The organism is Granulicella sp. L46, assembly GCF_009765785.1.
Taxonomy (GTDB): domain Bacteria; phylum Acidobacteriota; class Terriglobia; order Terriglobales; family Acidobacteriaceae; genus Granulicella.
This window is the reverse complement of sequence record NZ_LMUT01000003.1, coordinates 414,315-439,819: the sequence shown is the minus strand read 5'-3', so window position 1 is coordinate 439,819 and position 25,505 is coordinate 414,315. Positions and strand designations below refer to the sequence as shown.

Annotated in this window: 23 protein-coding genes; 8 read left to right on the top strand and 15 right to left on the bottom strand. The window is 61.3% G+C overall.

The window, feature by feature from the left end; all coding sequences use genetic code 11:
* Positions 1 to 4 precede the first annotated feature (4 nt).
* The 3 genes from GSQ80_RS02810 to GSQ80_RS02800 are packed head-to-tail and all read left to right on the top strand — an operon-like array spanning position 5 to position 2,463.
* The gene (locus GSQ80_RS02810) at positions 5 to 598 is read left to right on the top strand and encodes an NUDIX hydrolase (protein WP_158785981.1); all 594 of its coding nucleotides are present in this window, start codon (positions 5 to 7) and stop codon (positions 596 to 598) included.
* Positions 599 to 658: 60 nt separating this feature from the next.
* Positions 659 to 1,780, top strand: a complete 1,122-nt coding sequence (locus GSQ80_RS02805; protein WP_254059397.1) for an alpha/beta fold hydrolase — start codon at positions 659 to 661, stop codon at positions 1,778 to 1,780.
* A gap of 11 nt (positions 1,781 to 1,791) precedes the next feature.
* Positions 1,792 to 2,463, top strand: a complete 672-nt coding sequence (locus GSQ80_RS02800) for an NAD-dependent epimerase/dehydratase family protein (RefSeq protein WP_158785980.1) — start codon at positions 1,792 to 1,794, stop codon at positions 2,461 to 2,463.
* Positions 2,464 to 2,513: 50 nt separating this feature from the next.
* On the opposite strand, the gene GSQ80_RS02795 is transcribed toward GSQ80_RS02800, so the two are convergent.
* The 6 genes from GSQ80_RS02795 to GSQ80_RS02770 all read right to left on the bottom strand — a co-directional run bounded on the left by GSQ80_RS02795 (position 2,514) and on the right by GSQ80_RS02770 (position 8,770).
* On the bottom strand, positions 2,514 to 3,740 hold the full coding sequence (locus GSQ80_RS02795; protein WP_158785979.1) for a VWA domain-containing protein: 1,227 nt from the start codon (positions 3,738 to 3,740) through the stop codon (positions 2,514 to 2,516).
* A gap of 315 nt (positions 3,741 to 4,055) precedes the next feature.
* Positions 4,056 to 4,727, bottom strand: coding sequence for a trans-aconitate 2-methyltransferase (locus GSQ80_RS02790; RefSeq protein ID WP_158785978.1), 672 nt, complete (start codon positions 4,725 to 4,727; stop codon positions 4,056 to 4,058).
* A 79-nt stretch (positions 4,728 to 4,806) separates the two neighbouring features.
* Complete coding sequence (locus GSQ80_RS02785) at positions 4,807 to 5,886, bottom strand: alginate lyase family protein (RefSeq protein ID WP_158785977.1); 1,080 nt, start codon at positions 5,884 to 5,886, stop codon at positions 4,807 to 4,809.
* Positions 5,887 to 5,918: 32 nt separating this feature from the next.
* Positions 5,919 to 6,878, bottom strand: a complete 960-nt coding sequence (locus GSQ80_RS02780; RefSeq protein WP_254059396.1) for an Fpg/Nei family DNA glycosylase — start codon at positions 6,876 to 6,878, stop codon at positions 5,919 to 5,921.
* A 59-nt stretch (positions 6,879 to 6,937) separates the two neighbouring features.
* Entirely contained in the window at positions 6,938 to 7,126 is a 189-nt protein-coding gene (locus GSQ80_RS02775) for a hypothetical protein (RefSeq protein WP_158785976.1), read from the bottom strand.
* A 66-nt stretch (positions 7,127 to 7,192) separates the two neighbouring features.
* The gene (locus GSQ80_RS02770; protein WP_158785975.1) at positions 7,193 to 8,770 is read right to left on the bottom strand and encodes a sigma 54-interacting transcriptional regulator; all 1,578 of its coding nucleotides are present in this window, start codon (positions 8,768 to 8,770) and stop codon (positions 7,193 to 7,195) included.
* A gap of 146 nt (positions 8,771 to 8,916) precedes the next feature.
* Here GSQ80_RS02770 and GSQ80_RS02765 point away from each other — a divergent pair, with 146 nt between their 5' ends.
* Positions 8,917 to 10,050 carry a mechanosensitive ion channel family protein gene (locus tag GSQ80_RS02765; protein ID WP_158785974.1) on the top strand — a complete coding sequence of 378 codons (1,134 nt, stop codon included), beginning with the start codon at positions 8,917 to 8,919 and terminating at the stop codon, positions 10,048 to 10,050.
* Positions 10,051 to 10,090: 40 nt separating this feature from the next.
* Here the strand turns inward: GSQ80_RS02765 and GSQ80_RS02760 are convergent, their stop codons facing one another.
* The 4 genes from GSQ80_RS02760 to GSQ80_RS02745 all read right to left on the bottom strand — a co-directional run bounded on the left by GSQ80_RS02760 (position 10,091) and on the right by GSQ80_RS02745 (position 15,690).
* On the bottom strand, positions 10,091 to 11,815 hold the full coding sequence (locus tag GSQ80_RS02760; RefSeq protein WP_158785973.1) for an esterase: 1,725 nt from the start codon (positions 11,813 to 11,815) through the stop codon (positions 10,091 to 10,093).
* Between the two features lie 112 nt (positions 11,816 to 11,927).
* Positions 11,928 to 13,178, bottom strand: a complete 1,251-nt coding sequence (gene rho / locus GSQ80_RS02755; RefSeq protein ID WP_158785972.1) for a transcription termination factor Rho — start codon at positions 13,176 to 13,178, stop codon at positions 11,928 to 11,930.
* Positions 13,179 to 13,415: 237 nt separating this feature from the next.
* Entirely contained in the window at positions 13,416 to 13,628 is a 213-nt protein-coding gene (locus GSQ80_RS02750) for a DNA-directed RNA polymerase subunit omega (protein ID WP_158785971.1), read from the bottom strand.
* Between the two features lie 469 nt (positions 13,629 to 14,097).
* On the bottom strand, positions 14,098 to 15,690 hold the full coding sequence (locus GSQ80_RS02745) for a YifB family Mg chelatase-like AAA ATPase (protein ID WP_158785970.1): 1,593 nt from the start codon (positions 15,688 to 15,690) through the stop codon (positions 14,098 to 14,100).
* A gap of 75 nt (positions 15,691 to 15,765) precedes the next feature.
* On the opposite strand from GSQ80_RS02745, the gene GSQ80_RS02740 reads away from it, so the two are divergent.
* A complete protein-coding gene (locus GSQ80_RS02740) occupies positions 15,766 to 16,167 on the top strand; it encodes an MmcQ/YjbR family DNA-binding protein (RefSeq protein ID WP_158785969.1) in 402 nt (133 codons plus the stop codon).
* 33 nt (positions 16,168 to 16,200) lie between these two features.
* On the top strand, positions 16,201 to 17,697 hold the full coding sequence (locus GSQ80_RS02735; protein ID WP_158785968.1) for an L-serine ammonia-lyase: 1,497 nt from the start codon (positions 16,201 to 16,203) through the stop codon (positions 17,695 to 17,697).
* On the opposite strand, the gene GSQ80_RS02730 is transcribed toward GSQ80_RS02735, so the two are convergent.
* Positions 17,684 to 18,472 (bottom strand): class I SAM-dependent methyltransferase, encoded by a 789-nt coding sequence (locus GSQ80_RS02730; protein WP_158785967.1) that lies wholly within the window; start codon positions 18,470 to 18,472, stop codon positions 17,684 to 17,686. The two genes, GSQ80_RS02735 and GSQ80_RS02730, sit on opposite strands and share 14 nt — an antisense overlap.
* Before the next feature lie 58 nt (positions 18,473 to 18,530).
* Here GSQ80_RS02730 and GSQ80_RS02725 point away from each other — a divergent pair, with 58 nt between their 5' ends.
* A complete protein-coding gene (locus tag GSQ80_RS02725) occupies positions 18,531 to 19,826 on the top strand; it encodes a glycosyltransferase family 87 protein (RefSeq protein ID WP_158785966.1) in 1,296 nt (431 codons plus the stop codon).
* 25 nt (positions 19,827 to 19,851) lie between these two features.
* Here the strand turns inward: GSQ80_RS02725 and GSQ80_RS02720 are convergent, their stop codons facing one another.
* Positions 19,852 to 21,033: an acetyl-CoA C-acetyltransferase gene (locus GSQ80_RS02720; RefSeq protein ID WP_158785965.1), complete on the bottom strand. Its 1,182-nt coding sequence runs from the start codon at positions 21,031 to 21,033 to the stop codon at positions 19,852 to 19,854.
* Positions 21,034 to 21,624: 591 nt separating this feature from the next.
* Between GSQ80_RS02720 and GSQ80_RS02715 the strand changes: the two genes are divergently transcribed.
* Positions 21,625 to 22,344, top strand: coding sequence for a 16S rRNA (uracil(1498)-N(3))-methyltransferase (locus tag GSQ80_RS02715; protein ID WP_158785964.1), 720 nt, complete (start codon positions 21,625 to 21,627; stop codon positions 22,342 to 22,344).
* A gap of 129 nt (positions 22,345 to 22,473) precedes the next feature.
* Here GSQ80_RS02715 and dnaJ read toward each other — a convergent pair whose 3' ends face one another.
* The 3 genes from dnaJ to hrcA form a co-directional block, all read right to left on the bottom strand.
* Positions 22,474 to 23,604 (bottom strand): molecular chaperone DnaJ, encoded by a 1,131-nt coding sequence (gene dnaJ / locus GSQ80_RS02710; RefSeq protein ID WP_158785963.1) that lies wholly within the window; start codon positions 23,602 to 23,604, stop codon positions 22,474 to 22,476.
* A gap of 119 nt (positions 23,605 to 23,723) precedes the next feature.
* Complete coding sequence (locus GSQ80_RS02705) at positions 23,724 to 24,290, bottom strand: nucleotide exchange factor GrpE (protein ID WP_158785962.1); 567 nt, start codon at positions 24,288 to 24,290, stop codon at positions 23,724 to 23,726.
* Between the two features lie 82 nt (positions 24,291 to 24,372).
* Entirely contained in the window at positions 24,373 to 25,437 is a 1,065-nt protein-coding gene (gene hrcA / locus GSQ80_RS02700; RefSeq protein ID WP_158785961.1) for a heat-inducible transcriptional repressor HrcA, read from the bottom strand.
* Positions 25,438 to 25,505 lie beyond the last annotated feature (68 nt).

Below are 25,505 nucleotides of genomic sequence, written 5' to 3'. Positions count from 1 at the left end.
GATAATGGCGACATCCACAGAGGGGGATAAGGTGTCGATTAAGACGATTAGTAGCCGCGAGGTATATCGGAATCCTTGGTGCAGGGTGAGGGAGGATGTGATTGAGCGGGGCGTGGGTCCGGGCGGCAGGGGGACGCGCGGGATCTATGGGGTGATGGATAAAGACCCGGCTTGCATTGTGATTCCGCTGGAGAGGACGGAGGATGGGGAGTTTGTGTGGCTGGTGCGCCAGTTCCGCTACACGGTGGGTGGGACGTATTACGAGCTGCCGCAGGGTGGGTGGGAGACCGCGGAAGTGAATGCGGAGGAGTTGGCGCGGGGGGAGTTGGCGGAGGAGACTGGGTTGCGTGTGGAGACGATGACTCCGCTGGCCGATTTGTGGATTGCCTATGGAGCGATGCGGCAGATTCATCATGTGTTCCTGGCCGAGGGGCTGACGTCGGGAGAGACTGCGCGCGATCCGGAAGAAGATGACATGACGGTGCATCGCGTGGCCGTGAGTGAGTTTGAGGCGATGCTGTTGGATGGGCGCGTGATGGATAACTGCACGGCGGCAGCGTGGGGCGTGTATCGCGTGTGGGAGAAGAGCAGGAGATAGGGGATAGGGATTGGGGCGTTGGTGTAGGCTGGGCTCGTTGTGGGTGAATGGAGGAGCGCGATGGTTTGGAAGCGGATGATGTGGCTGTGTGTGGTGGTGGGGTGTGCAGGTGGGGTGGTGCGGGCGCAGGCGAAGGTGGAGTCGAAGGAGCCGGTGCAGCATGAGTTCGTGATCAAGAACTTTAAGACCGAGAGTGGCGTGGTGCTGCCCGAGGCGAAGATTGTGTATGGCACGTATGGGAAGCTGGATGCCGCGGGGGATAATGCGGTGCTGCTGCCTTCGCACTACATGGCGGAGATGCATGGGTATGGATGGTTGATCGGGGAGGGCGGAATTGCGAAGGGGAAGGCGCTCGATCCGACGAAGCTGTTTCTGATTACGAGTGAGTTGTTTGGGAATGGACGGTCGAGCTCGCCGAGCAATACGCCGGAGCCGTTCCATGGGCCGCGGTTTCCGGTGATGACGATACGGGACAACGTGAACGCTGTGCATCAGATGCTGACGGAACAACTTGGGGTGAAGCATCTGCGGGCGGTGATTGGGTTTTCGATGGGGGCGCAGCAGGCGTTTCAGTGGGCGGTGAGCTATCCGGATTTCATGGACCGGATTGTGGCGACGAGTGGGACGGCCAAAACGTATGGGCACGGCATTGTGCGGAACGAGGGGGAGATTGGGGCGATCGAGACGGATGATGCGTTCAAGGGTGGGGACTATACGGTCGAGCCGAAGAAGGGGATTGAGGAGTTCTCGTTGATGTGGACGGGGTGGCTCTACTCGCAGGAGTGGTGGAGGCAGGAGCTGTGGCGGACGGATTCGCCGAAGGGTACGACGTTTGAGCAGGTGGTGCAGCAGTACAAGACCGATTTTATTCCCGGGGCGGATGCTAACAATTTGATTCTGCAGATGCGGACTTGGGAGAAGAACGATGTGGGCGCGACGCCGGGGTTTGGCGGGGATGAGAAGAAGGCGCTGGCGTCGATTAAGGTGCCGGTGTTGTTTATGCCGTCGGCTACGGATTTGTATTTTCCGGTGACGGATGCGCAGTATGAAGCGCAGTTTATTCCGCGGGTTACGCTGCTGCCGATACCGAGCTTGTGGGGACATCCGGCGGGAGCGGGGGCTAGTCCTGCGGATGAGAAGTTTTTGAACGAACACATTGCTGCGTTTATGGACGCGAAATAGATGGAGGGCTGATGGCGATCAAGGTGATCATTACGGGCGCTACGGGAATGGTGGGTGAGGGTGTGCTGCTGGAGTGCCTGACGCATCCGGAGGTTGAGGAGGTGCTACTGGTGGGGCGCAAGGCGTTCGGGCGAGCGCATCCGAAGCTAAAGGAGTTGCTGGTGCCGGACTTCATGGAACTGGACGGCGTGAAGGATCAGTTGAGTGGATATGACGGGTGCTTCTATTGTGCGGGCGTTAGCTCGGTGGGGATGAAGGAAGACGAGTACACGCGCGTTACGTATGACGTGACGCTGCACTTTGCCGAGGTGCTGGCGGGGTTGAACCCGGGGATGGTGTTTGATTATGTTTCGGGTGCGGGGACGGATAGTTCGGAGAAGGGGCGCGTGATGTGGGCGCGGGTGAAGGGGCGGACGGAGAATGCGCTGATGAGGATTGGGTTTCGGGGGGTGTATAACTTTCGGCCGGGATACATTGGGGCGACTGCGGGGCAGCGGAATGTTCCGTCGTACTACAAATATTTTGCTTGGATAATTCCGGTGCTGTATCGAGTGCTGCCGAACCAGGGGTGCACGATGCGCGAGGTTGGGCTGGCTATGATCAACAGCGTGCTGGCGGGGTATCCGAAGCAGGTGCTTGAGGTGAAGGATATCAAGGCGCTTGCGGCTGGTGGAGCTGCCTAGTTGACTTGCTTGCATGATGCAGAGCGAGCGGATGAATTCTTTCGGTGCCGCTAATTTACCTGCTTGGAGCGGCGGGACATAAAGTCCATCAGGAGATAGTTGCCTAGTGTTTGCGGGGTGGTGAAGTAGGCTTTGCCGCGGCACATCGCGGACATCTTCTGGACGAACTGGATGAGCTGGAATTCGTTGGCTAGCATGAAGGTGTTGATCATGATGCCGGCGCGTTTGCAGCGGCTGACCTCTTCGAGGGTTTCGGCGATGACGATGGGGTCGAGGCCGAAGGCGTTTTTGTAGATGCGGCCGTCGTCGAGGGTGAGGGCGGAGGGTTTGCCGTCGGTGATCATGACGATCTGTTTCATGTCTTTGCCGGAGCCGCGGAGGACGCGTTGGGCTACACGCAGGCCTTCGCGGGTGTTGGTGTAGTGGGGACCGACTTTGACTCGGGGGAGTTGCGAGATGGGTATGTGCTCGGCGGAGTCGTGGAAGAGGACGAGGTCGATGGAGTCGCCGGGGTATTGGGTGCGGATGAGGTGGGCTAGCGCCATCGCTACGCGTTTGGCCGGGGTGAAGCGGTCTTCGCCGTAGAGGATCATCGAGTGCGAGCAGTCGAGGAGAACTACTGTGGCGCAGGAAGACTGGTAGTCGGCTTGCTGGACTTGCAGGTCGCCATACTCGAGGTTGAGGACGCCGGAGCCGTCGGGGGGGCCTTCGCGAGCGAAGACGCTGTTGAGGGTGGCCGGGATGTCGAGGTTGAGAGAGTCGCCGAACTCGTAGAGCTTGGAGGAGCCGTTGGTTTCGACGCCGGCGGCTTCGTGGCGCGTGTCGTGGCGGCCGAGGGAGGATTTGCCGATGGGGCCGAGGAGGTCGCGGAGGGCTTTGTAGCCGAGGAAGTCCATGCCCTTGTCGGTGACTTCGAATTTGGCGTCCGTGTCGTTGCCCTCGCCGGCGGCGCCCTGGCCTTCGGAGGGTTCTTCGGCGTTGAGGTAGGACTCGTCCTTCATGCGCTGGATGATCTTGTCGATGAGTTCTTCGACTTGCGCGGCGTCGAGTTTTTCGAACTGCTCCTGGGCGTCTTCATCGAGGAGCTCGCCGGATTCGAGGGCCTGGCGGATGGCCTCGCGGAGGCTCTCCATGGAGTCGTCTGCGTTTTGGAAGGGGGAATAGGGGTCCTGAAAGCCGGAGTCGAGGAGGAAGTCGGAGAGGGCCTGCAGGAGGTCTTCGAGGCCTACGCTCGAGGAGAGGTCGCCGGTGAACTTGGTGTAGCGGGTGAGTTTCATAAGGCAGTGGGTAGAGGGTAAGGGATAGAGGATAGGGAAAGACGAATCCGCGCTGGTTATAGATTAGACGCTTGGCGGGGGTTGTGGATTCGGGGCGGGCGACACAGCAGATTCCCAGAGGGAATGACAGAAAGAAAGGCAAGGGCAACGGCGGGGTTTATGGGTGGAAGGCGCGGGCCGCGGGTCTGGATCGGATTGGTGGCGGGTCCTTCGGCTGCGCGCTCTGCGCTTCGCTCAGGATGACAGCGTGAACGTGCGGGCGCTGAACGCTCTTGAGAGGATGTCGCGGTGGGAAGAGCGCAGCCGAGGGGGAAACTAGGCGGGGCGGGTACCGGCTAAGACGGCGAAACGGTTGTCTTTGAACCAGCAGTCTGCGTCGGTGAAGCCGGCTTCGCGCATCCAGTGAAGCTGCTCTTCGACGGAGGCGCAGCGGTCATCCTGCTGGCGGTAGAGGGAGTCGGCGATTTGTTGGGGGGTGGCTCCACCTTCGCGGACTTGCTGGAGCCAGAGGGATTTGTAGACGGCGTCGAGGGCGGGAGTGGGGCCGGCGACTTGCTCGGCGTTGACGAAGGTGCCGCCGGGGCGGAGCGCGCGGAAGATCTTGGCGAAGAGGGCGCGCTTGGCATCGTGGTCGATGTGATGGATGGAGAGCGCGGAGACGATGGAGTCGTAGGTGCCGTTGATGGGCGCGGTGGTGTAGTCGGTGACCTCGAAGGTGACGTTGTTATCGTTGGCGAAGCGCTCGCGCGCCTTCGCGATCATGGGTTCCGAGAGGTCGGCGAGGACGATGTGGGCGTCGGGGTACCACTGACGAACGAACTGCGAGAGCAGGCCGGTGCCGGCACCGAGGTCGAGGATGTTCTTGGCGTCGTGGGCGATAAGATCGGTGGTGCGGCGGTAGAAGGCGTCGAAGCAGGGGATGAGCTTGGCGCGGTCGGCGTCGTAGGTGGGGGCGGTGATGTCGAAGATGGTTTGGGTAGTGGACATGGGAACCCTCTGGTTTCAGGATACAGCGGCATGTGATGCGGTATGGGAGGGATAAGCAGAAGTCATCGCGGTATTCGCGTTATTTAGCGGCGAGAACTGTGGTGTTGCCGCCGATGCGGGTTTCGGTGGTGGGTTGTTGGAGGGCTTCGGTGATGGAAGGTGGGAGGCCGTCGGTGCCGTAGTGTGCGACGTAGAAGTTGAAGGCGGCGAAGTCGTTGGCGTGGAAGTCGACCTTCTGGGCGTCGGAGGTGTAGGGCTTGACGAGGTTGGGGTCGGCGACAGCGCGGCCGTAGAAGAGGATGGCGTCTCGGATAGAGCGGTTGTGGGATTGGTAGGCGTAGAGGTCGATGCCTTGGCGGGAGGCGAACTCGGCGATGAGGATGAGGGGGGGTAGCGCGAAACCCTGGTAGTGGATCGCGTTTTCGTGGCGGGCCATCTCGCGGGGGAAGGCGCCGGCGGGGTCGATTTCTTTGATGGCATCTTTGTAGGCGGTGATGCCGTAGTGGAAGAGGGTGTCGTCGGAGGCGACGACGCCGGTGGCGGTGGCTGCGAGGGCGCGCCAGTAGTGGTGGTTGTTCATGTCTTCGGGGCGCTCGAAGGTGAGGTCTTTGCGGGAGACCGCGTCGAGCCAGGTTATGACGCGGTGGAGCTGCGCGGGGTTGAGGGTGGGGTCGTTGACGAGGACGGAGGTGGTGATGGCGGCGGCGCCTAGGGTCCACTCGACTTGGTACCAGGACTGGGAGCGGGGCGGGTAGTCGAGTAGGGCGTGGGCCTGGGCCCAGGTGTCTAGCTGGGCGAGGGCGCAGGCGGATTCGGCGTGGTTGTTGGTGGCGACGTACTGGTTCATGCCGTCCGTGATGCGGTGCTCGAAGTCAGAGTAAGGGCGCGTGGCGACGGCTTCGGCGGGGTTGATGGGGCCGCTGGAGCCGGAGAGGTAGTGGTGCGGGATGTCCATGGGGACGGGTGGCGCGGGGACTGTGGGCGTGGCGACGCAGGAGTGGAGGCTCTTGATGGCGGCGAGGAGGAGAGGGTTGGTGGTGGGGGCTAGGGCCTGTTGGCGGGCTGGGACGTCGAGGAAGGAGGCGCGGGGGTTGAGGTGCTGGGCGAGAGCGAGGGACGAGGTGAGTAGCGCGAGCAGGAAGAGGGCGGGAAGGCGCATGGAGGAAGTTTAGTGGAGGCGCGGATGCTGCGTCACTTACGCTTGAGGGCTTCGAGCTCGTCGAGGGTGCGGGGCCAGTCGGAGCCTAGGAGGCGGGAGAGGCTGCGGTCGGCGAGGACCTTGCCGTTGGTCTGGCAGGCGGGGCAGTAGTTGGTCTCGTTGTCGGCGTAGCGGATACGTTGGATGGGCGAGCCGCAGCGGGGGCAGGGCTGGAGGTAGCGGCCGTGCGCTGCCATGTCGGGGCGGAAGGCGGTGACTTTTTCGGGGAATTTTGTTTGGGCTTCGGCGTTGAATCGGGCTACCCATGTTTCCAGGGTGTCGCGTGTGGCGGTGTAGAGGCGTTGGAATTCTTCGAGGGTTAGCTTGCGGGTTTGGGCGAGCGGGGAGAGTTGGGCGGCGTGGAGGATCTCGTCGGAGTAGGCGTTGCCGATGCCGGAGAGGATGCGGGGGTCGGTGAGGGCACGCTTGAGGGTGCGGTTTTCTGCGGTGAGGGTTTGCTGGAAAGTTTCGAGGGTGAGGGCCAGGGGGTCGAGGCCGCCGGGGTCGAGGTCGGCTAATGCGGATTCGCCACGGACCAGGTGGAGGGCGGCGCGACGCTTGGTACCGGCTTCGGTGAGGGTGAGGGTGCCGTTGGGGAAGTCGAAGGCGGCTAGGTTGTTGCGGCCACCTAGGGTGGGACGGGGTTTTTTCGGGTCGAGATCGCGCCAGTGGAGGCGGCCGGCGATCATCAGGTGGAGGACCAGGAAGAGTTCGTCGTCGAAGGCGAAGACGATGCGCTTGCCGATGCGGCGGAGGGCGCGGATCGGTTGGCCTTCGATGGAGGCGATGGGTGGGATGGCCGTGCGGAGGAGGAGGGGCGAGGCGATGCGGAGGTGCTCGAGGGGCTGGTTGAGGACGCGCGGGGCGAGGGCGGTTAGATAGGCCGTGATGTCGGGGAGTTCGGGCATGGCGACAGGGGATAGAGAAGGCGACAGCGGTGATACTCCGGACATCGTACATCCCACTCATCCGCAAGTGCGCGTATGAATGGGGCACCCGGCGGTTGCTCTCGCTAACGGTGGGAGTCGGGTGTTTGCGTGACGCGCAAGTCTTTCCCGCTTAAAGGAGAGATATGAATCACACTGCCGACAAAGAGCACGAACAAAACGATAAGAACAAAACAGACAAACGACCAGAGAAGGGAATTTTTGTCGCGCAGGGTTCGCGGGCGGATACGACGCAGGGCCTCGCGATCGCTCATGCCTGGGCCCTTCAATGGCCGCTCGTTCTGGTCGTGCACCGGGAATGGATACTGCACAGAAGGCCTCTAGTTGAAACCGCGGCGTGTGCGGTTGCGGGCTATGTCGTCGATGTCGCGGTCCTGGAGGCGTTCGCGGGCTCGCTCGCCTAAGTTGGCGGCGTCTTCGTTGCGCTTGCGCTTTTCGCCAGCGGTGAAGGTGCGGGCTTCGGAACGGGAGATTTTCTTGTGGGCTGTCATGCCTTCGAGGAGGAACTCGGCTGCGGAGACAGCTACTTCTACCGGGGTGCGCGAGTTGATCTTGAGGGGTGTGAGTTTTTCGAAGAGGCCCTGGATGGTGTGGAGCTCGGTGAAGACGGATTGTGCGGGCTGCTTGTCGTTGAGCTCGACGGCGCCACCTAGGTTGAACCACTGCTCGATCTGCTGGGTGTTGGCGTCGGCGAAGTAGGTGTCGTAGATGTTCGCGACGGATTGGCGGATGAGCTCGCGGATGACGATGTCAGCACCCTTCATCTCGCCTTCGTACTCCAGTTCGATCTTGCCGGTGATGCCGGGGAGTGCGGCGAAGATGTCGCCTACGCGAGGGACTACGAGGGACTCGCCGTGGATTAATGCGCGGCGTTCGGCGTTCGAGACTACCAGTTCCATGGTGGAGATCGGGAGGCGCTGCGAGACGCCGCTGCGCTTGTCGACCTTCTTGTCTTCGCGGGCGATGAAGGCTACCTGCTCGACGATCTGGCGGATGTAGTGCGGGATGATGATGTTCTGGATGGCGTTGTTGCTGGGGTCGTAGGAGCGCTCAGTCCAGGCTTCCTGCTCGGTGATGCTGATGGCTTCGTCGATGGACTCGGGGTAGTGGGTGCGGATTTCGCTGCCGATGCGGTCCTTGAGGGGGGTGACGATTTTGCCGCGCGCTGTGTAGTCCTCTGGGTTGGCGGAGAAGACGATGGCTACGTCGAGCTCGAGGCGGACGGGGTAACCCTTAATCTGGACGTCGCCTTCCTGCATGATGTTGAAGAGGGCGACTTGAATTTTGCCGGCGAGGTCGGGGACTTCGTTGATGGCGAAGATGCCCCGGTTGGCGCGGGGAAGGAGGCCGTAGTGCATGGTGAGCTCGGAGCCGAGCTCGTGGCCGGAGCGGGCGGCCTTGATGGGGTCGACGTCGCCGATGAGGTCGGCAACGGTTACGTCGGGTGTGGCTAGCTTTTCTACGTAGCGCTCGCGCGGGGTCATCCAGGCGATGGGGGTGTCGTCGCCTAGCGAGGCGATGAGGTCGCGGGAGAATTTGCTGAGCGGGGCGTACGGGTTGTCGCGGAGTTCAGAACCGGCGACGTAGGGGCAGTGGGGGTCGAGGAGGGTGGTGAGGGAGCGAAGGATGCGCGACTTGGCCTGGCCGCGGAGGCCGAGGAGGATGAAGTTGTGGCGGGAGAGGACGGCGTTGACGATTTGAGGGACGACGGTGTCGTCGAAGCCGATGATGCGGGGGAAGAGGGACTCGCCTTCGCGCTTGCCGCCGGGGGCGATCTCGCGGAGACGCACGATGAGGTTGTCGCGGAGCTCGTCCTTGACGCTGCGACCGACGCGTTCGGGGGTGAATTCAGAGGAGCGAAGCTGGCCTAGTGTACGCGGTAGTTGAGTCTGCGGCATCGTTTAAGTATAGATGTTTCGCGGGGACGGAGGATTCGGGTTCGGAGGGGAGGGAATTCGTAGGAAGGGATTTTCGGGGCAGTGAAAGATGGCGTCTAACGATTTGACTATGCAAGGATGAACCCATCCGTGAAGGAGTTCGGCTTATGAAGATGATGTATCACCACCATCCTTGGTTTGTCGTGATCTTTCTCTTTTGCGGCGCGCTGGTGCTGGCAAACCTGGTGCATTATTTGCTGTTTCGTTTGCTGAAACGCGACGCGGCGGTGGGCAAGAAGCTGGGGTGGGGACTGCAGCGGCACCTGGGACGACCGGCGCGCGCGATCTTTTTGCTGACGTGCGTATGGATTGCACTGCCGTTTGTGCCGACTATGTCGGGGAAATTTCGGCACATGATCATGCATAGCCTGTTCATGTTGGTGATAGTGGCGTTGGGGTGGTTCTGCACTGGACTGGTGTATGTGGCGCAGGACTTTCTGCTGCGCAAGTACGACCTGACGGCTGCGGATAATATGCGGGCGCGGAAGGTTCATACGCAGTTCCAGGTGTTTCGGCGAATTGCGATTGTATTTGTGATGGTGCTGACAGCTGCAGCGCTGCTGTGGACGTTTGACGACCGGCGCCTCTGGGAGTACGGGAGCGGGTTGCTGGCGTCGGCGGGAATTGCCTCGCTGATTTTGGCGACCGCGGCGAAGTCTACCGCCTCGAACTTTCTAGCGGGGTTGCAGATTGCGATCAGCGAGCCGATACGAATTGACGATGTGGTGGTGGTGCAGGGGGAGTGGGGACGGATTGAGGAGATCACGTCGTCGTATGTGGTGATCAAGATATGGGACTTGCGGCGGCTGATTGTGCCGCTGAGTTGGTTCATCGAGAATGCGTTTGCGAACTGGACTCGGGAGAGCTCGGCGATTCTTACGTACGTGTTTTTGTACCTGGATTACATGGTGCCGGTGAAGGAGCTGCGGGCGCAGCTGGAGGTGGTGGTGAAGGGGTCGGAGCTGTGGAATGAGGTGGCGTTGGCGTGCCAGGTGACGAACCTGACTCCGCAGGCGATGGAGGTGCGGTGTTTGATGAGTGCGAAGGATTCGGCTACGGCGTTTAACCTGCAATGTTTGGTGAGGGAAGAGATGATGGAGTGGGTGAAAGCGAAGTATCCAGAGGCGTTTCCGAACATGCGGTATCGGGCGGTGGGGGAGTCGTCGACGCAGGCGGGGGAGGGTAGTTTGCCGGCTCCTTCGGGAGAGCAGGTGGGGAAGGCGGATCCCCTGCGGGGGTAAAACGCAAGAACGATGGCGAGGCGTTGGTTAAGAAAATTGGTTAGTAGATCCAGCTTTTCGTGTCGGCGCCGGCGGGAGCGGTGGCTAACATGTGGGCGGTCATCTGGGGGAGAATGCGCTGCAGCCAGTTGGCGTTGTTCTGCTGCATGGTGTACTCGGAGGGGCCGCCGGTATAGCAGTGCGGTTGGCCGGGACCGTACTGGAACTGGGCGTCGGAGTGGGGGTTGCGGGTGGCGTCGAGGGAGTTCTGCAGAAGGTGGACGGCGTTGTTGAGGAAGTAGGTATCGGCGTCGCCTACCGCGATGTGGAGTTTGCCCTCAAGCTTGGGGCCGAGGGTGGGCCAGTCACGCTGGAGGATGGAATTGATGTCGTAATGGTCATGCCAGTAGGCGACGACTTTGGGGTCGATCTGGCCGGTGAGGGAGTCGAGGGGCTGGGCAGGGTAGCCGTCGGGGCCGATGGGAGAAAAGACGGCTTGCCATATGCCCCATTGGTCGGTGCTGCGGCCGTGCGTGCCGAGGACATACTCGTAGCGGAATTCCTGCTCGGCGGTGGCGATGAGTGAGCCGTCGGTCTTGCGGTCGCCGCCGACGGGGACTTCGCCGAAGTCTCCCTTGCGGACAAAGGCATTGGGGTCGTCGTAGAGGTTGATGTTCTGGTATGCGTGGAAGTCGACGGGATCGGGGCAGGCGGTCCAGGTGCCGTTGTACATGTCGGGGTAAAAGACCTGGGTGGCCAGGGATTCCCAGCCGCCGGTGGAGCCGCCGTAAGTGGCGCGGGCCCAGCCCTGGGCGATCCCGCGGAATTGCTTTTCTATCGCGGGGATGAGCTCGTCGTTAATCGCGGAGCCGTAGGGGCCGACGTTGGCGGAGTCGACGGCGTATGAGTCGTCGTAGTAGGGGTTGGCGTTCTGGACGTAGAGCAAGAGGACGTGCGGGAGGGTGCCGTTGGCCCAGGCTTGGTAGAGGATGAGGCCGCGGTCTGGGCGAGGTCCGGTGCCGGGGTGTGGGTTGGGCGCGGGCTTGCTGTTGAAACTGAGTATGCCTTTGTGGAAGTGGTCCTGGTAGACGATGAGAGGGTAGTGGGCGTCGGGGTGCTCGTCGAAGCCGGCGGGCAGCATGAGCCAGGCGCCGAGGTACATGTCGCGGCCGTAGAAGCGGCTGAGCTTGTCGCTGCGGAACCGGATGAAGCGAAGGTAGCGGGCCGCGTCGGGATCGGATTTCTGGAGAGCAGCTAGATCGTCTTCGGGCGTGGGGAGTGGGGGAATTATTTTGTCGAGCGTGAGCTTGATGGGTGTCAAAGAGGTGGGGTCGATGTGGAGCTTGACCGGAGCGCTGTAGGGGTTGCCGGGCTTTCGGTTCCAGTGCTGGCCTTCGCCCTGATCGGGCGGGAGCATGAGGGTTTTGCCGCTGGCCATGTGGAAGGCTTCGTACTTGTTGAAGACGGCCTGGACTAGATAGTCGCCAGGAGCGAGAGCGGCGAGGTTGGGTAGCGGGTAGCCGATGGTCGAGGCGTTGATGACGAGGGGCGTGTTGGGGGCGAGGTTGTCGGCGTCGACGCCGAAGCCCTCTGCGGAGGTGTAGGTTTCGTGGAGCTGGTTGCGCGGTTCTTCTGCTTCTTCGCCAGGCTTGGGGAGTTTGGCGACGACGAGGATGAGGTGGCCGTTGAGCGGGGTCGCGCTGGGGACGGTGACTTCGATGCGCAGCGGTGTTTGGGCGGCGACGGACGTGGTGAGGGCAAGGGCAAACAGCAGTGCTCGAGTCATTTGGGACAGACTATCAGGTGAGCCGCAGGAAGAAGCTTGGCGCAAAATGCAAAAGCGAAGGGCGCAGCTTTTGGCTGCGCCCTTTTCGTCTGCTATTTCCACCCTGAGGAAATTACAGCGAACTCATGTTGTGGAGGAACTCCTGGTTGTTGCGAGTCTTGCCGAGCTTGTCGGAGAGGAGCTCCATGGCTTCTACCGGCGAGAGCGGGTTGAGAACTTTGCGGAGGATCCAAGTGCGCTGGAGGTCGTCCTTGGGGATGAGGAGTTCTTCTTTACGCGTTCCACTACGTTGGATGTCGATGGCAGGGAAGACGCGCTTGTCGACGAGCTTGCGGTCGAGGATGACTTCCATGTTGCCGGTGCCCTTGAACTCTTCGAAGATGACTTCGTCCATACGCGAGCCGGTATCGATGAGGGCGGAAGCGATGATGGTGAGGCTGCCGCCTTCTTCGATGTTACGGGCTGCGCCGAAGAAGCGCTTGGGGCGCTGCAGGGCGTTGGAGTCGACACCGCCGGAGAGGACTTTTCCGGAGGGCGGGACGATGGTGTTGTAGGCGCGCGCGAGGCGGGTGATGGAGTCGAGAAGGATGACGACGTCACGCTTGTGCTCGACGAGGCGCTTGGCCTTTTCGATGACCATCTCGGCTACTTGCACGTGTCTGGCTGCGGGCTCGTCGAAGGTCGAGGAGATGACTTCGCCCTTGACGCTGCGCTGCATGTCAGTGACTTCTTCCGGACGCTCGTCGATGAGCAGAACGATGAGGACGATCTCGGGGTGGTTAGCGGTGATGGAGTTCGCGATCGACTGCATCAGGACGGTCTTGCCCGTGCGCGGCGGGGCGACGATGAGGCCGCGCTGGCCCTTGCCGATGGGACAGAGAAGATCCATGACACGGCCTGGAATGCCGTCCTTCACGGTCTCCATCTTGATGTGTTCCTGGGGATAGAGAGGGGTGAGGTTGTCGAAGAGGATCTTGTTGCGGGTCTCTTCGGGGGACTCAAAGTTGATGGCCTCGATCTTGACGAGGGCGAAGTATTTTTCGCCTTCGTGCGGCGAGCGGACGTTGCCAGAGATCGTGTCGCCGGTCTTGAGATCGAACTTGCGAATTTGAGAAGGCGACACGTAGATGTCGTCGGGGCCAGGGAGGTAGTTGTAGTCCGGGGAGCGGAGGAAGCCGTAGCCGTCGGGAAGGATTTCGAGGACGCCTTCGGCGAAGATGTGGCCTTCTTTTTCGCTTTGGGCCTGGAGGATCTTGAAGATGAGGTCTTGTTTGCGCAGGGCACTGGTGCCGGCAATTTCAAGAGCGCGGGCGAGCTTGCCGAGTTCGGCAATGCTCTTTTCTTTTAACTCGGAGATGGTCATGAGTACCTGAGTAGTTTCCATATTTTTTGCGGGATGGGATGTGGCGAGGGGGGTGGTGCGGAATCACGCTAGAACGGGGGTGCCGAGGAGCGGACGAGCAGAAAGATTGAGCGGGGGAGCTACTGCGAATGGGAGTGATATGCCTGTTGCGGAGTGAGATGTTGGATTCGGTACAGCGTATCAGAACGGGGTGAGGAAAACTACCGTCACGCGACCAGAGCCGCGCGACGGCAAAGATTATGCGGCGCGGCGCTCCGGCGCGGGAACGCCGTCTTCGACTGTCAGGTCCATTGGAACCGTGTCCTTGAAGCGATCTAGAACCTCATTCGTGGTGTCCTGCAGGCGGGTATTGGGCTTGTGCAGCTTGCGCGTTGCTTTGGAGGCAAGTTGACAGAGCTTATATCGGTTATTCACGTGCGTGAGAGCACCAAAGATCAAATCTGAGCGCATGGAATGAGTCTCCTGGGGTATGCGAAGCTCCGGGCGTCCGGTGGTCGGATGCTTCGTGGCTTGCTGGGCAGTGACGCGAAAGCAAACCGGGGTTATTGATTAGACGCGCGCACGAGGACAAATGGCGCATCAAAAGTGGCGCAGGACTCAGCCTGCTGGAAGTTCTTGCCGCACAATGACTTAGCCGGCTGATGCAAGGGCGCTCCACGTCCGGGAGACCGCGAAATTCCTCACAACGACGGGAAACACCACATTTGGGAGGAATATGCGGATTGACGCTGGCCGAACCCGTAAATCGAGCAGGAAAATGGAACATTTTCGCTCTCGAAGGGGAACAGCAGGCCCTGATTTACTACAACTTGAACGATACTGCGTGCGTGGTACCGGGTCAATCCTTTTTTTGGGACACGCGGTGAAATTGTTACCGAAAATGGGATTATGTTCGGCTTTGGGAATTCTCAACGGTTATTCAGGACCAGTAACTGCGGTCGAGAGTGCGGTATTGGATGGCCTCGGCGATGTGGGGGACGGTGATGGAAGGGGCGGCTTCGAGGTCGGCGATGGTGCGGGCGACCTTGAGGATGCGGTCGTGGGCGCGGGCGCTGAGGCCCTGTTGCTGCATGGCACGTTCGAGGAGGCGCTCGGCGTCGGTGGAGAGCTCGCAGAAGGTGCGAATTTGTTGGGTGGACATCTGGGCGTTGGCAAAGATGGCGCGGCTGGGGGCGCGCGAGGAGCCCTTGGTGCGAATGGGGGTTTCCAAGAACCGGGCGTGCTGGAGCTCACGAGCGGCGAGGACGCGGGCGCGGATCTGGGCGGAGCCTTCAGCGGGAGTGTTGCTGCGGAGCTCTTTATATTGGACCGCGGGGACTTCGATGTGGATGTCGATGCGATCGAGGAGGGGGCCACTGACTTTGCTGACGTAGCGCTGGATCATGGGCGGGGTGCACATGCATTCGCGGGACTTGTCGTTGAAGTAGCCGCAAGGGCAGGGGTTCATGGCGGCGGCTAGCATGAAGCGCGCCGGGAAGGAGAGGGACATGGCGGCGCGGGAGATGGTGACCATACCGTCCTCGAGGGGCTGGCGTAGGACTTCGAGGACGTTGCGGGGGAACTCGGGGAGCTCGTCGAGGAAGAGGAGGCCGTTGTGCGCGAGAGAGACTTCGCCGGGGCGCGGGATCATGCCACCGCCGATGAGGCCGGCATCGGATACGGTGTGGTGGGGGGAGCGGAAGGGGCGGTGGGTGACGAGGCCTTCGTCGCGGTTGAGGATGCCGGCTACGGAGTGGATCTTGGTGGTTTCGAGGGCTTCTTCGAAACGCAGCGGTGTGAGGATCGACGGGAGGCGCTTGGCGAGCATGGTTTTGCCGGAGCCAGGCGGGCCGATCATGAGGATGTTGTGGCCACCGGCGGCGGCGACTTCGAGGGCGCGCTTGGCTACGTGCTGGCCGCGGACGTCGCGGAAGTCGGCTTGATACTCGACGGCTTCGTTGAGGAGGATGGTGGTGTCGACGACGAGGGGCTGGGCGAAGATGTTGCCGTTAGCGGCGGAGTTGAGCAGCTCGCGGACTTCGAGGAGCGAGGTGACGGGGTAGACGTTGACTCCGGAGACAACGGCGGCTTCGCGCGCGTTGGCGGCGGGGATGACGAGATTGTGGATGCCGGCGGCGCGGGCGGCGATGGCGATGGGCAGCATGCCCTGGACGGCGCGGAGGGAGCCGTCGAGGCCTAGTTCGCCGACGAGGACGAAGTCGGAGATGTCTTTGATGGAGAGCGCGCCGTAGGCACCGAGGATGCCGATGGCGATGGGGAGATCGAAGCCGGAACCTTCTTTCTTGAGGTCGGCGGGGGCGAGGTTGATGGTGATGCGGGTGGGAGGGAGGTCGAAGCCGGAGTTTTTGATGGCCGAGCGGACGCGGTCGCGCGACTCGCGGACAGCGGCGTCGGGGAGGCCGACGGTGGCGAAGGTTTCTTCCTGGGTTTTGATGCCGGAGAAGTCGACTTCCACGTCGATGATGTGTGCGTCGATGCCGTAAACGGCGGCGCTGCGAGCCTTGAAGAGCATGCCTGGTGAATCCTTGAGGCAGGAATGCGGTCAGTGTAGCACCGGTCTTAGAATGATTGCGGTGATGGAGGACGCATGAAGATACGAGCGGGCGCGGAGAGCGAGGAGGTTTTGCATGATGTAAGTGCGTATCGGCGGCTGGCGCTTGCGATGCCGGGAGCAGTGGAGTCGTCGCATATGGGTGCGCCGGATTTTCGGATCAATGGGAAGATCTTTGCGACGCTTGCCTATGGGCAGAAAGGGTTGGGTACGCTGAAGCTGAGTGTGGAGCAGCAGGCGATGTTTCTTGCGGAGGCTCCGGAGTATTTCTCTGCCGCACCAGGGGGATGGGGACGGAGGGGGACGCTGGTGCGCGCGGATGCGCCGGAAAGTGTGCTGGCGGGTGCGCTGTCGACTGCGTTTCATACTGTTCTGGCGGAGCAGGCTGTGAAGAAGAGTGTGGGGAAAAAACGGGTGGCTGCGGGGAAGAAAGCGTGACGACTACAATCGGGATGTCAGGCTGGGTGGACGATGCATACGAGTTTGTTTGAGCTGTTCAAGATTGGGATTGGGCCTTCGAGTTCGCATACAGTGGGACCGATGCGGGCCTCGCTGCGGTTTGTGCGGGAGCTGGCGGCGAGGGGGGAGTTTGGCGCGGCGATCACGGTCGACTTGTATGGGTCACTGGCGCTGACCGGGATTGGGCATGGGACAGACCGGGCGGTAATGATGGGGCTGCTGGAGGAGTCGCCTGACACGGTGGACCTGGATGCGATTGATGGGCGCATTGAGAGGCTGCGCGCTACGGGTGAGTTGAAGTTGTTGGGCGAGCATGCAGTGCGGTTCGATCCGGCGGCGGATTTGAGATTTCATCGAGAGCAGATGTATCCAGATGCTGGCGTGGTGACGCATCCGAATGGGATGCGGTTTACGTTGCTGGATAAGGGTGGCAAGGCTTTGTTTGCGCAGGTGTACTACTCGGTGGGCGGCGGATTCATTCTGTCGGCGGAGGAGTTTGCGTCTGCAGATGGCGGCGCGAAGAAGCGCGATGTGCCCTACATGTTTTCGAGTGGGGACGAGTTGTTAAAGCTGGGAGAGGCGCGCGGGCTTTCGATTGCCGAGATGGTGTTGGCGAATGAGGTGGCGTTGCTCGCTGACCCGACGATTGTGCGACGGATCGATCGGATTGTGTCGCCGCTGCGGCCAGGGAATAAGATGACGCAAATGGAGGCGTTGCTGACGGGCGAGGGTCGGGTGAAGGCTGCGATTTTTACGTTGTGGCAGGCGATGTCGGATTGCATTGAGCGCGGGATCGCGACCGAAGGAACGCTGCCGGGAGGATTGAATGTGCGGCGTCGGGCTCCGGGGTTGGCGCGACGATTGGCGAAGATGGAGGCGGATGGGAAGACGAGAGATCCGCTGGCTCCGTTGGATTCTGTGACGTTGGTGGCGATGGCGGTGAATGAGGAGAATGCCGCGGGGGGGCGGGTGGTGACGGCTCCTACGAATGGTGCGGCGGGAGTGATTCCGGCGATTGCGTATTACTATGTTCACCACGCAGCTAGCGAGATTTCGGATGCGGAACGCGAGGCGGGGCTGCTGCGGTATTTTTTGACCGCGGCGGCGATTGGGATTTTGTACAAAGAGAATGCGAGCATCTCGGGCGCGGAAGTGGGATGCCAGGGCGAGGTGGGTGTGGCGTGCTCGATGGCTGCGGGTGGGTTAGTGGCGGCGCTGGGCGGAGACAATGCTGCGGTCGAGGGTGCCGCTGAGATTGCGATGGAGCATAACCTTGGGATGACCTGCGATCCGATTGGAGGGTTGGTGCAGATTCCTTGCATCGAGAGGAATGGGATGGGCGCGGTGAAGGCGGTGAATGCGGCGCGGCTGGCGATGAATGACCAGGGCGTGCATAAGGTGTCGCTGGATCAGGTGATTGAGACGATGTACCGGACGGGGATGGATATGCAGTCGCGGTATAAGGAGACGAGTCTGGCGGGGTTGGCGCTGAATATTATTGAGTGCTGAGGCGGCCGGCGTCGATCCAGCATTTGGTGGGTGCGGTGAGGATGCCGTTGGAGGCGTGGGTGTTGAAGTAGTCGCGCAGGAGGCGGTGGAAGTCTTCGGAGCGAGGGTGGCCGGGTTGGGGGACGATGGAGAGGGACATCGTCTGGCCTAGAAATGTTTCCCAATTGAGCTGCTGTTGTCCGTCGATCTCGAAGTGGTGGTGGTCGGCGGCGAAGAACTCGTGAAGATTTTCGTGGACGCGGAAGCTGGCGCGAGCGTAGTGGTCATCGATGCCGTGATGGGTTAGCAAGTGTTCGAAGTCGCGTGACTGCGGGTCTTCACCTTTGTCGCGGCCTAGTGAGACGAGGACTAACCAGCCATCGGGCTTGAGGACGCGGCGGAATTCCGTCAGCGCGCGCGGGATATCGAACCAATGAAAGGCGCGGCCGGCGGCAACCATGTCGACGGAAGCGTCGAGGAGCCCGGTGGCTTCGGCTATGGCGCTATGGACTTCGAGGAGGGGCCAGGTGGGGAGGAGTTGCTTGCAGAGGGAACGCATCTCATCGTTGGGTTCGATGGCGATGACAGGGTTGCCGTTGGCGAGGAAGACTTCGGAGAACATGCCGGTGCCGGCGCCGATGTCTCCGATGAGCCAGTCGGGTTGTAGGCCGGTCCAGGTGCGAAGCAGGGCAAGAATTGTGTCGGATGGATAACGTAAGCGGAAACGGTCGTAGGTTTCGGCGCGGCCGGTGAAGCGGTCGGTGTTCGGCAAAGTCGCTCGGTTCTGGTGAGCCATTACTAGATCATAGGTTGTGCGACGGTGAAGACAGAAGGTGCTTGATAGACTGGAGCTTATGGCTTCGTTGGAATCGCAGAGCTCAGGGGCGCGTTCGCACGACCGGCGGCTGCTGATCTTTGTATTGGTAAGTTTGTTGACGGCGAATATTTTGCAATGGGCCGTTTGCCGCGAGCTGCATCTGGGAAATCCCGGCAGCATCGTGCCCGACTTGCGACAATTTTTTCATGTGCGGCAGTGGACGGATTCGTGGCTTCCGATGATGAAGTCTCTAGATTATTTTAAGGCGCATCCAACGCTGCCTATCTATGACGCGAAGCTGTATGACACGCTGATTTATTCGCTGGCGAGTGAGTTGCCGCTGGTGGTGATGCGCAAGGTGGGGATGAGCGATCTGTGGATGCTGCGCACGTTGGCGGTGCTATCGTTCCTGGCGGTGTGGGGCGTTGCGGCGGTGTCGCTGGTGATGGGGCGGTGGCTGCTGCGGCGGCGCGGCGCGGAATTGACTTGGATGTCCGCAATCGCAGTCGTGCTCGCGACGCTCGGATGCTATCCGCTGATCAAAGGATATTCGCTGGGCAACGCGCAGACGTTTTTGTCGTTCGGATTTACGGTGATGCTGCTGCTTTGGACGACGGGGCGGGAGCGATGGGCGGGCGTGGTTGCGGCGATCTTGACGGCGGTGAAGCCGCAGTTTATTTTGCTGCTGATATGGATGCTGGTGCGCAAGCGGTGGGGAGCGGCGTGGGCGTTCCTGGCATGCGGTGCGGTGTTGATGGTTGCGTCGGTGGCGGTGTTTGGGTGGCACAACAATCTGGATTACATTGGCGTACTGGCGGGGTTGAGTCATAAAGCGCAGTCGCATTATGCGAACCAGTCGATGTTCGGCACGATCAATCGCATGATTTTTAATGGCGAGAATATTGAGTACACGCCGTATGTGTACACGCCGGTGATTGCGTGGGTGTATCGGGTGACGGTGGTGACGTCGGTGGTGCTGGTGGGGTTGGTGCTTTTGTATCCATGGAGGAAGCTGCGTGGGTCGACTGCGGATATTGCAGCGATGGGGATTGCGTCGGTGGCGGCGAGCCCGATGGCGTGGGAGCATCATTACGGAATTGTGGTGGGGATTGCGGCGTGGGCATGGTTTGCGCACGCTTGCTGGATGGAGCAGAAACCGTGGGTGCTGGGGGTGGCGGTATTTCTGTGTCTGAATTTTCTCCCGGCGTTCAACTATCTTTGGGATGTGCGCGGGTGGAATATTTTGCAATCGTATCTATACATTGGCGCGTTGATATTGATGGGGTGGCTGATGTCGCTGGCGCGGTCGAAGGACGAGACGACGCTGCGGTGAGTGCGCGGCGGGGTCCGGGGGTGGGTTAGCGTTCGAGAGCCATGGCGACGGAGTTGCCTCCGCCGAGGCAGAGTGCGGCGACGCCCTTGTGCGCATCGCGACGCTGCATCTCATAGAGCAGCGTGACGAGGATGCGGGCGCCGCTGGCTCCGATGGGATGACCGATGGCGACGGCACCGCCGTTGACGTTGACTCGGTCGAGAGAGAGGCCGAGTTCCTTGGTGACGCCGAGGGCCTGAACAGCGAAGGCTTCGTTGAGTTCGAAGAGGTTGACGTCATTGAGGGACCAACCGGCGCGGGCGAGAACTTTCTGCACGCCGGTGACGGGAGCGAGCATGACCCAGCGGGGAGCGACGCCACTGGTGGCCTGGGCACGGATGGTTGCGAGCGGCTTGAGGTGGAGATCGCGGGCGCGTTCGGCGGACATGAGGACGACGGCGGCAGCGGCGTCGTTGACACCGGGCGCGTTGCCGGCGGTGACGGTGCCGTCTTTCTTGAAGGCGGGCTTGAGGGCGGCGAGGGCTTCGAGTGAGGTGTCGGCGCGAACGCTTTCGTCGTGGGTGAAGAGGGTGGGGGGTGCGCCTTTTTTTGTGGTGAGGGGGATGGGGATAATTTCAGCGTCGAAGCGGCCAGCCTGTTGTGCGGCGGCGGCTTTGCGGTGGGAGTTGAGCGCATATTCATCCTGCTGCTCGCGGGTGATGGAGTGTTTTTCGGCGACGAGTTCGCCGGTCATCCCCATGTGCTGATCGTCGCAGGCACACCAGAGGCCGTCGTTGACCATGGAGTCGATGGCCTGCGCGTTGCCCATGCGAAATCCTTTACGCGCAGTGGGAAGAAGATAGGGCGCATTGGACATGGACTCCATGCCACCGGCGACGGCGATCTCGGAGTCGCCGAGGGCGATGGCCTGGGCGGCGAGGCCGACGGCCTTGAGACCGGAGCCGCAGACCATGTTGATGGTGAGGGCGGCGACGGTGTCGGCGAGACCGCCGCGCAGGGCTGCCTGGCGCGCGGGATTTTGACCGAGGCCGGCGGGAAGAACACAGCCCATGATGCACTCGGTGACGTCTGCGGCGTTGATGGATGCGCGTTCGACGGCAGCGCGGACCGCGATGGATCCTAGCTCGACCGCGGAGAGATGGGAGAGCGCGCCGAGGAACTTGCCGACGGGGGTCCGGGCTGCACTGACGATGACGACTTCACGCATGAGATCTCCGTTGATTCCAATGCTGGATAAGCTTTGCGGCGATAGAAAGAGTCGCCGCGGGAACATCGAAGTATACGATGCGCGGCCTATCGTATGCAGACGCGGCAGCAGGACTTGGAATGGATGAAGCGTTATGCGGTGTGCGTGGTGCGTGTGGACTGATGAACACTTGCGCGATGGAAAGAATTTTCCATCGCGAGACTATCGAGCGTTGTGTTGCGATTCGTGTGTTGGTGATTCGCAGCGCGAGAAACTTGCTTGCGTTTGTGTCGATCAGGAGGGAGGGTCGTTGTAAAACGTGATGCGACGTTCGCCAAGGGGAAGAAAGCGAACAAAAAAAATCGATGCACAAATGTCGTTTTTTTCTTGACTCTTTGACGAGAGAAAACTATACCTTCGTTAGCTGCTTCATATGGATGAAACAGCGTCGATGTTCGACATCGATTGGGAGCGCAGGCAAACGCAACCAAGGCAAAGCATCAAAGCAATGGCAACACACTCAGGGAACGCGATCAACGCGTTCCCTGAGGTGTTTAATCGCCAGTGTTCATCGGTGTTTCGCGCGCATGGCAGAAACAGTATGCTGATTGCATGACGAGACGAAGATGGATTGCCGATACGTGGACAGAGACAACTGCATCGTTGAAGGGGGAGCAGGCGGCGCATCTTGCGCGGGTGTTGCGGGCGCAGCCGGGGCAGGTGTTCGATGTAGTTGCGGACGGGTTTTTGCACCGGGCGGAAGTTGTGTCGGCTACCGAGCATGAGGTGGTGTTCACGCTGCATGAAGAGTTAGAAGCAGAGAGCGCGTTGCCGGTGCATCTGCTGATGGCGGTGTTTAAGTTCGACCACATGGAGTGGGGGATTGAGAAGGCGACGGAGTTGGGTGTGGCTCGGATTACTCCGGTGATTGCGCGAAGGACGGAGAAGCACCTGGCGCAAGCGGCGGCGAAGCGTGTGGAGCGGTGGCGAAGGATTGTGCGTGAAGCGGCACAGCAGTCGCGAAGGAGCGATGTGCCGGAGGTGGATGATCCGGTGATGGTGAAGATGGCGTTGGGGATGGTGAGCGCAGAGACGAAGTTGTTGCTGGCGGAGACGGAGCAGGAGAACTCTCTTTGGAGCGAGTTAGCGAGTCAGCGAGTCAGCGAGTTAGCGGGCGTCGCATTGGCGATTGGGCCGGAGGGTGGATGGACGGCAGAGGAGATGGGGTTGTTCAGTGAGAATGGGTGGAAGCATGTGACGCTGGGGCCGAGGATTCTGCGGGCGGAGACGGCAGCGATTGCGGGGCTGGCCGTTTGTGGGGCGATGCTGTAATGCGAGCTGACGTGGCGGCTCACTCGTGTCGCGATGAGGCCGCGATGAATGGGGCACCCGGTGTCGTGGCTGGGTAAAAGGAACAGCGACCGAGGGCTCGGCCGCTGTCGTGTGGGTGGTGAGATCTGATTAGCTGAACATCTCCTTGACCTTGCTGAAGATGCCGCGCGAGGCTGGGGTGTTTTCGATGGAGATGGTTTCGGAGAGTTGCTTGAGGAGCTCCTTCTGTTGCCTGGTGAGCTTGGAGGGAGTCTGCACGCGGACTTCGACGATGAGGTCGCCCTTGCCGTGGGAGTTTAGGTGGGGGACGCCCTTGCCGCGCAGTTTGATCTCGCGACCGCTTTGCGTGCCTTCGGGAACCTTGATGGTTTCGACGCCGTCGAGGGTTTCGAGCTCGAGGTCGGTGCCGAGAGCGGCTTGCGGGAAGCTGATGGGGATGACGCAGTGGAGGTCGTCGCCATCGCGCTCGAAGAACTTGTGGGCCTTGACGTCGAGGACGACGTAGAAGTCGCCGGCGGGACCACCGAAGCGGCCAGCCTCGCCTTCGCCGGAGTAGCGGATGCGGGTGTCGGTCTCGACGCCGGCTGGAACCTTGACGAGGATTTTGTGTTCGCGCGTAACGCGGGAGTCGCCCTTGCAGGTGGTGCAGGGCGTGCGGATGACGGAGCCGGTGCCGCTGCAGATGGGGCAGGTGCGGGCGACGGAGAAGAAGCCTTGTTGCGAGCGGATCTGGCCGCGGCCGCCGCATTGCTGGCAGGTCTCGGGCTGCTTGCCGGCGGCGGAGCCGGTGCCGCGGCAGTCTTCGCAGGCCTCGGCGCGACGGATGGTGATTTCGCGCTCTACGCCGAAGACGGCCTCTTCGAATTCGAGCTTCATGTCGAACTTGAGGTCGCGGCCGCGCTGCTGACGGGTGGCGCGGCGGTTGCCGCCGCCCATGTTGAACATCTCGCCGAAGAGGTCGCCGAAGATGTCGTTGAGGTCGCCGCCCTGGAAGGGGCTGCCGCCACCAAAGCCGCTGGCGCCGTTAACACCGGCGTGGCCGTAGCGGTCATAGGCGGCGCGCTTGTCGGGATCGGAGAGAATCTGGTAGGCCTCGCTGCACTCCTTGAACTTCTCCTCGGCTTCGGGATTATTCGGATTGCGGTCGGGGTGGAACTGCATGGCGAGTTTGCGATACGCGGTCTTGATTTCGCCGTCGGAGGCGGTGCGTTCGATACTCAGGATCTCGTAGTAGTCGGTCTTCATCGTGGCTGTGGGCATTCCTGATTCCTAGTAGATGCGGGCAGTGTTTCCCCGCTGTGTTCCAGGGCTAAAGCCCTACTTGCGACTTGAATGTTTTCCGCGGACTAAAGCAGGCTGTTAATCCGTTGAGACCTTGGTTACTCACTCTTTTGTGCGGAGTTACTGGCGATACGAACCAGGGCAGGGCGAAGAAGCTTGTCACGGAGTTTATAGCCGCGGCGAATCTCTTCGAGGACTTGGTGGTCTGGATGCTCCAGGGTTTCGATGCTGCCCAGCGCCTCGTGGATTCGCGGGTCGAATTGCGAGCCCACCGACTCTACAGGCTGGACATTGAGGCCGCGGAGAGCGTCATCCATCTGTTTGACAATGAGTTGCACGCCGGTGCGGAGCTGGTCTACGTCGCCGTCGGCTTTGAGGGCGAGAGAGAAATTGTCGAGCACGCCGAGGAAGGGTTCGACGGCGGACTGGATGGCGTAGTCGCGAACGTCCTGGCGCTCTTTGGCTTCGCGCTTGCGTGTGTTGTCGAACTCGGCTTGGAGGCGGGCGAGGCGGTCCTGCGCTTGCGTGAGTTGCAGGGCGAGCTGGTCGCGCTCGTTGCGCAACTGCTCGACGTCGGTGCTAGACCCCTGACTTTCGGTGCCGGCTTCGATGTCGGCGTGTGCATTTTCGGTCTGGTCGTTCTGTTCGATCTGTTCGGTGCTCATAGAATCTTCCTTTTTGCTATGGGAGTTTCGCGGCCAGCGGGGGAAGCGATCTTTTGTCGGGGGCATGGGTTGATCCTGTCCGTTAAGGGGAGGTGGGGGCAACTTCGCCAGTATCTATTCGATGCAGAAGCTGGGCGATGTAGCTCACGGCGTTGATGGCGCTCTCATAGTTCATGCGCTTGGGGCCGAGGATGGCTACGGCAGAGTCTCCGGAGACCTGAACTGGAGCTGCGATAAGGACGAGGCCTGCCATGCCGGGGTCCTGCTGCTCAAGGTCGAAGATGACGCGGACCGACTGCTCGGAGGTGTCGATGTAGGCGTTGAGGAGCTCGATGAGGCGCTGCTTTTCTTCGAGTGCGGAGAGCATGGCGCGCAGGCGATCGCGGTCGGCTGGAAGTCCGATGAGATTGACGACGCCATCGATGTACACGGATTGTTGCTGGACGGCGTCGGCGGGGACGGTGCGGGTCCAGAGGTCGATTGCATCGGAAAGTTGTTGGTAGACGGTGCGCTCGTGGTCGACGCGGCGGGCGAGTTCGTTGCGGACGCGGTCGATGTTCCAGCCGCGGAAGTGTTGATTGAGAAAGTTGGCGGCAGTTTCCAGTTGGACGGAGGAGAGGTCGTGGTCGAGGGCGAGGACGCGGTCGCGAACCATGCCGCTGCGCGTTACAACGACGGCGAGCACGCGGCGCTGGGTGAGGCGGCTGAAGTGGATGTGCTCGAGCAGGTCAGTGGACGCTGCTGCACCGATGGCGAGGCCAACGCCGCTGGAGAGCGCGGCGAGTACGTGGGAGGTTCGTTCGAGGAGGGCGGAGGCTCCGGCGATGCCGGCGAAGCTGGTGTCGATGTGTGTCTGCAGGTCGGTGCGCGAGAGGTTAGGAAGTGTTGCGGGGGCGCTGGTGAGTTGGCCGACATAGAGGCGGAAGGCTTCGGCGGAAGGGATGCGGCCGGCGGAGGTGTGTGGCTGTTCGAGCAGGCCCGCGTCGGCGAGTTCGGCCATCTCGTTGCGGATGGTGGCGGAGCTCATGGCGTTGGCGAAGGCCGATTGCGCGAGGGTGCCCGAGCTGACGGGCTCGCCGGTCGAGATGTAGCTCTCGATGATGGCGGTGAGGATCTCGCGCTGACGGGTTGTGATGAGGCGGGCCACTGGATTGATTTTACGCGGGTCGTCAAGCGAGCGCTGGTTTCTGCATCATCGGAAGTGGTAGATGCCGT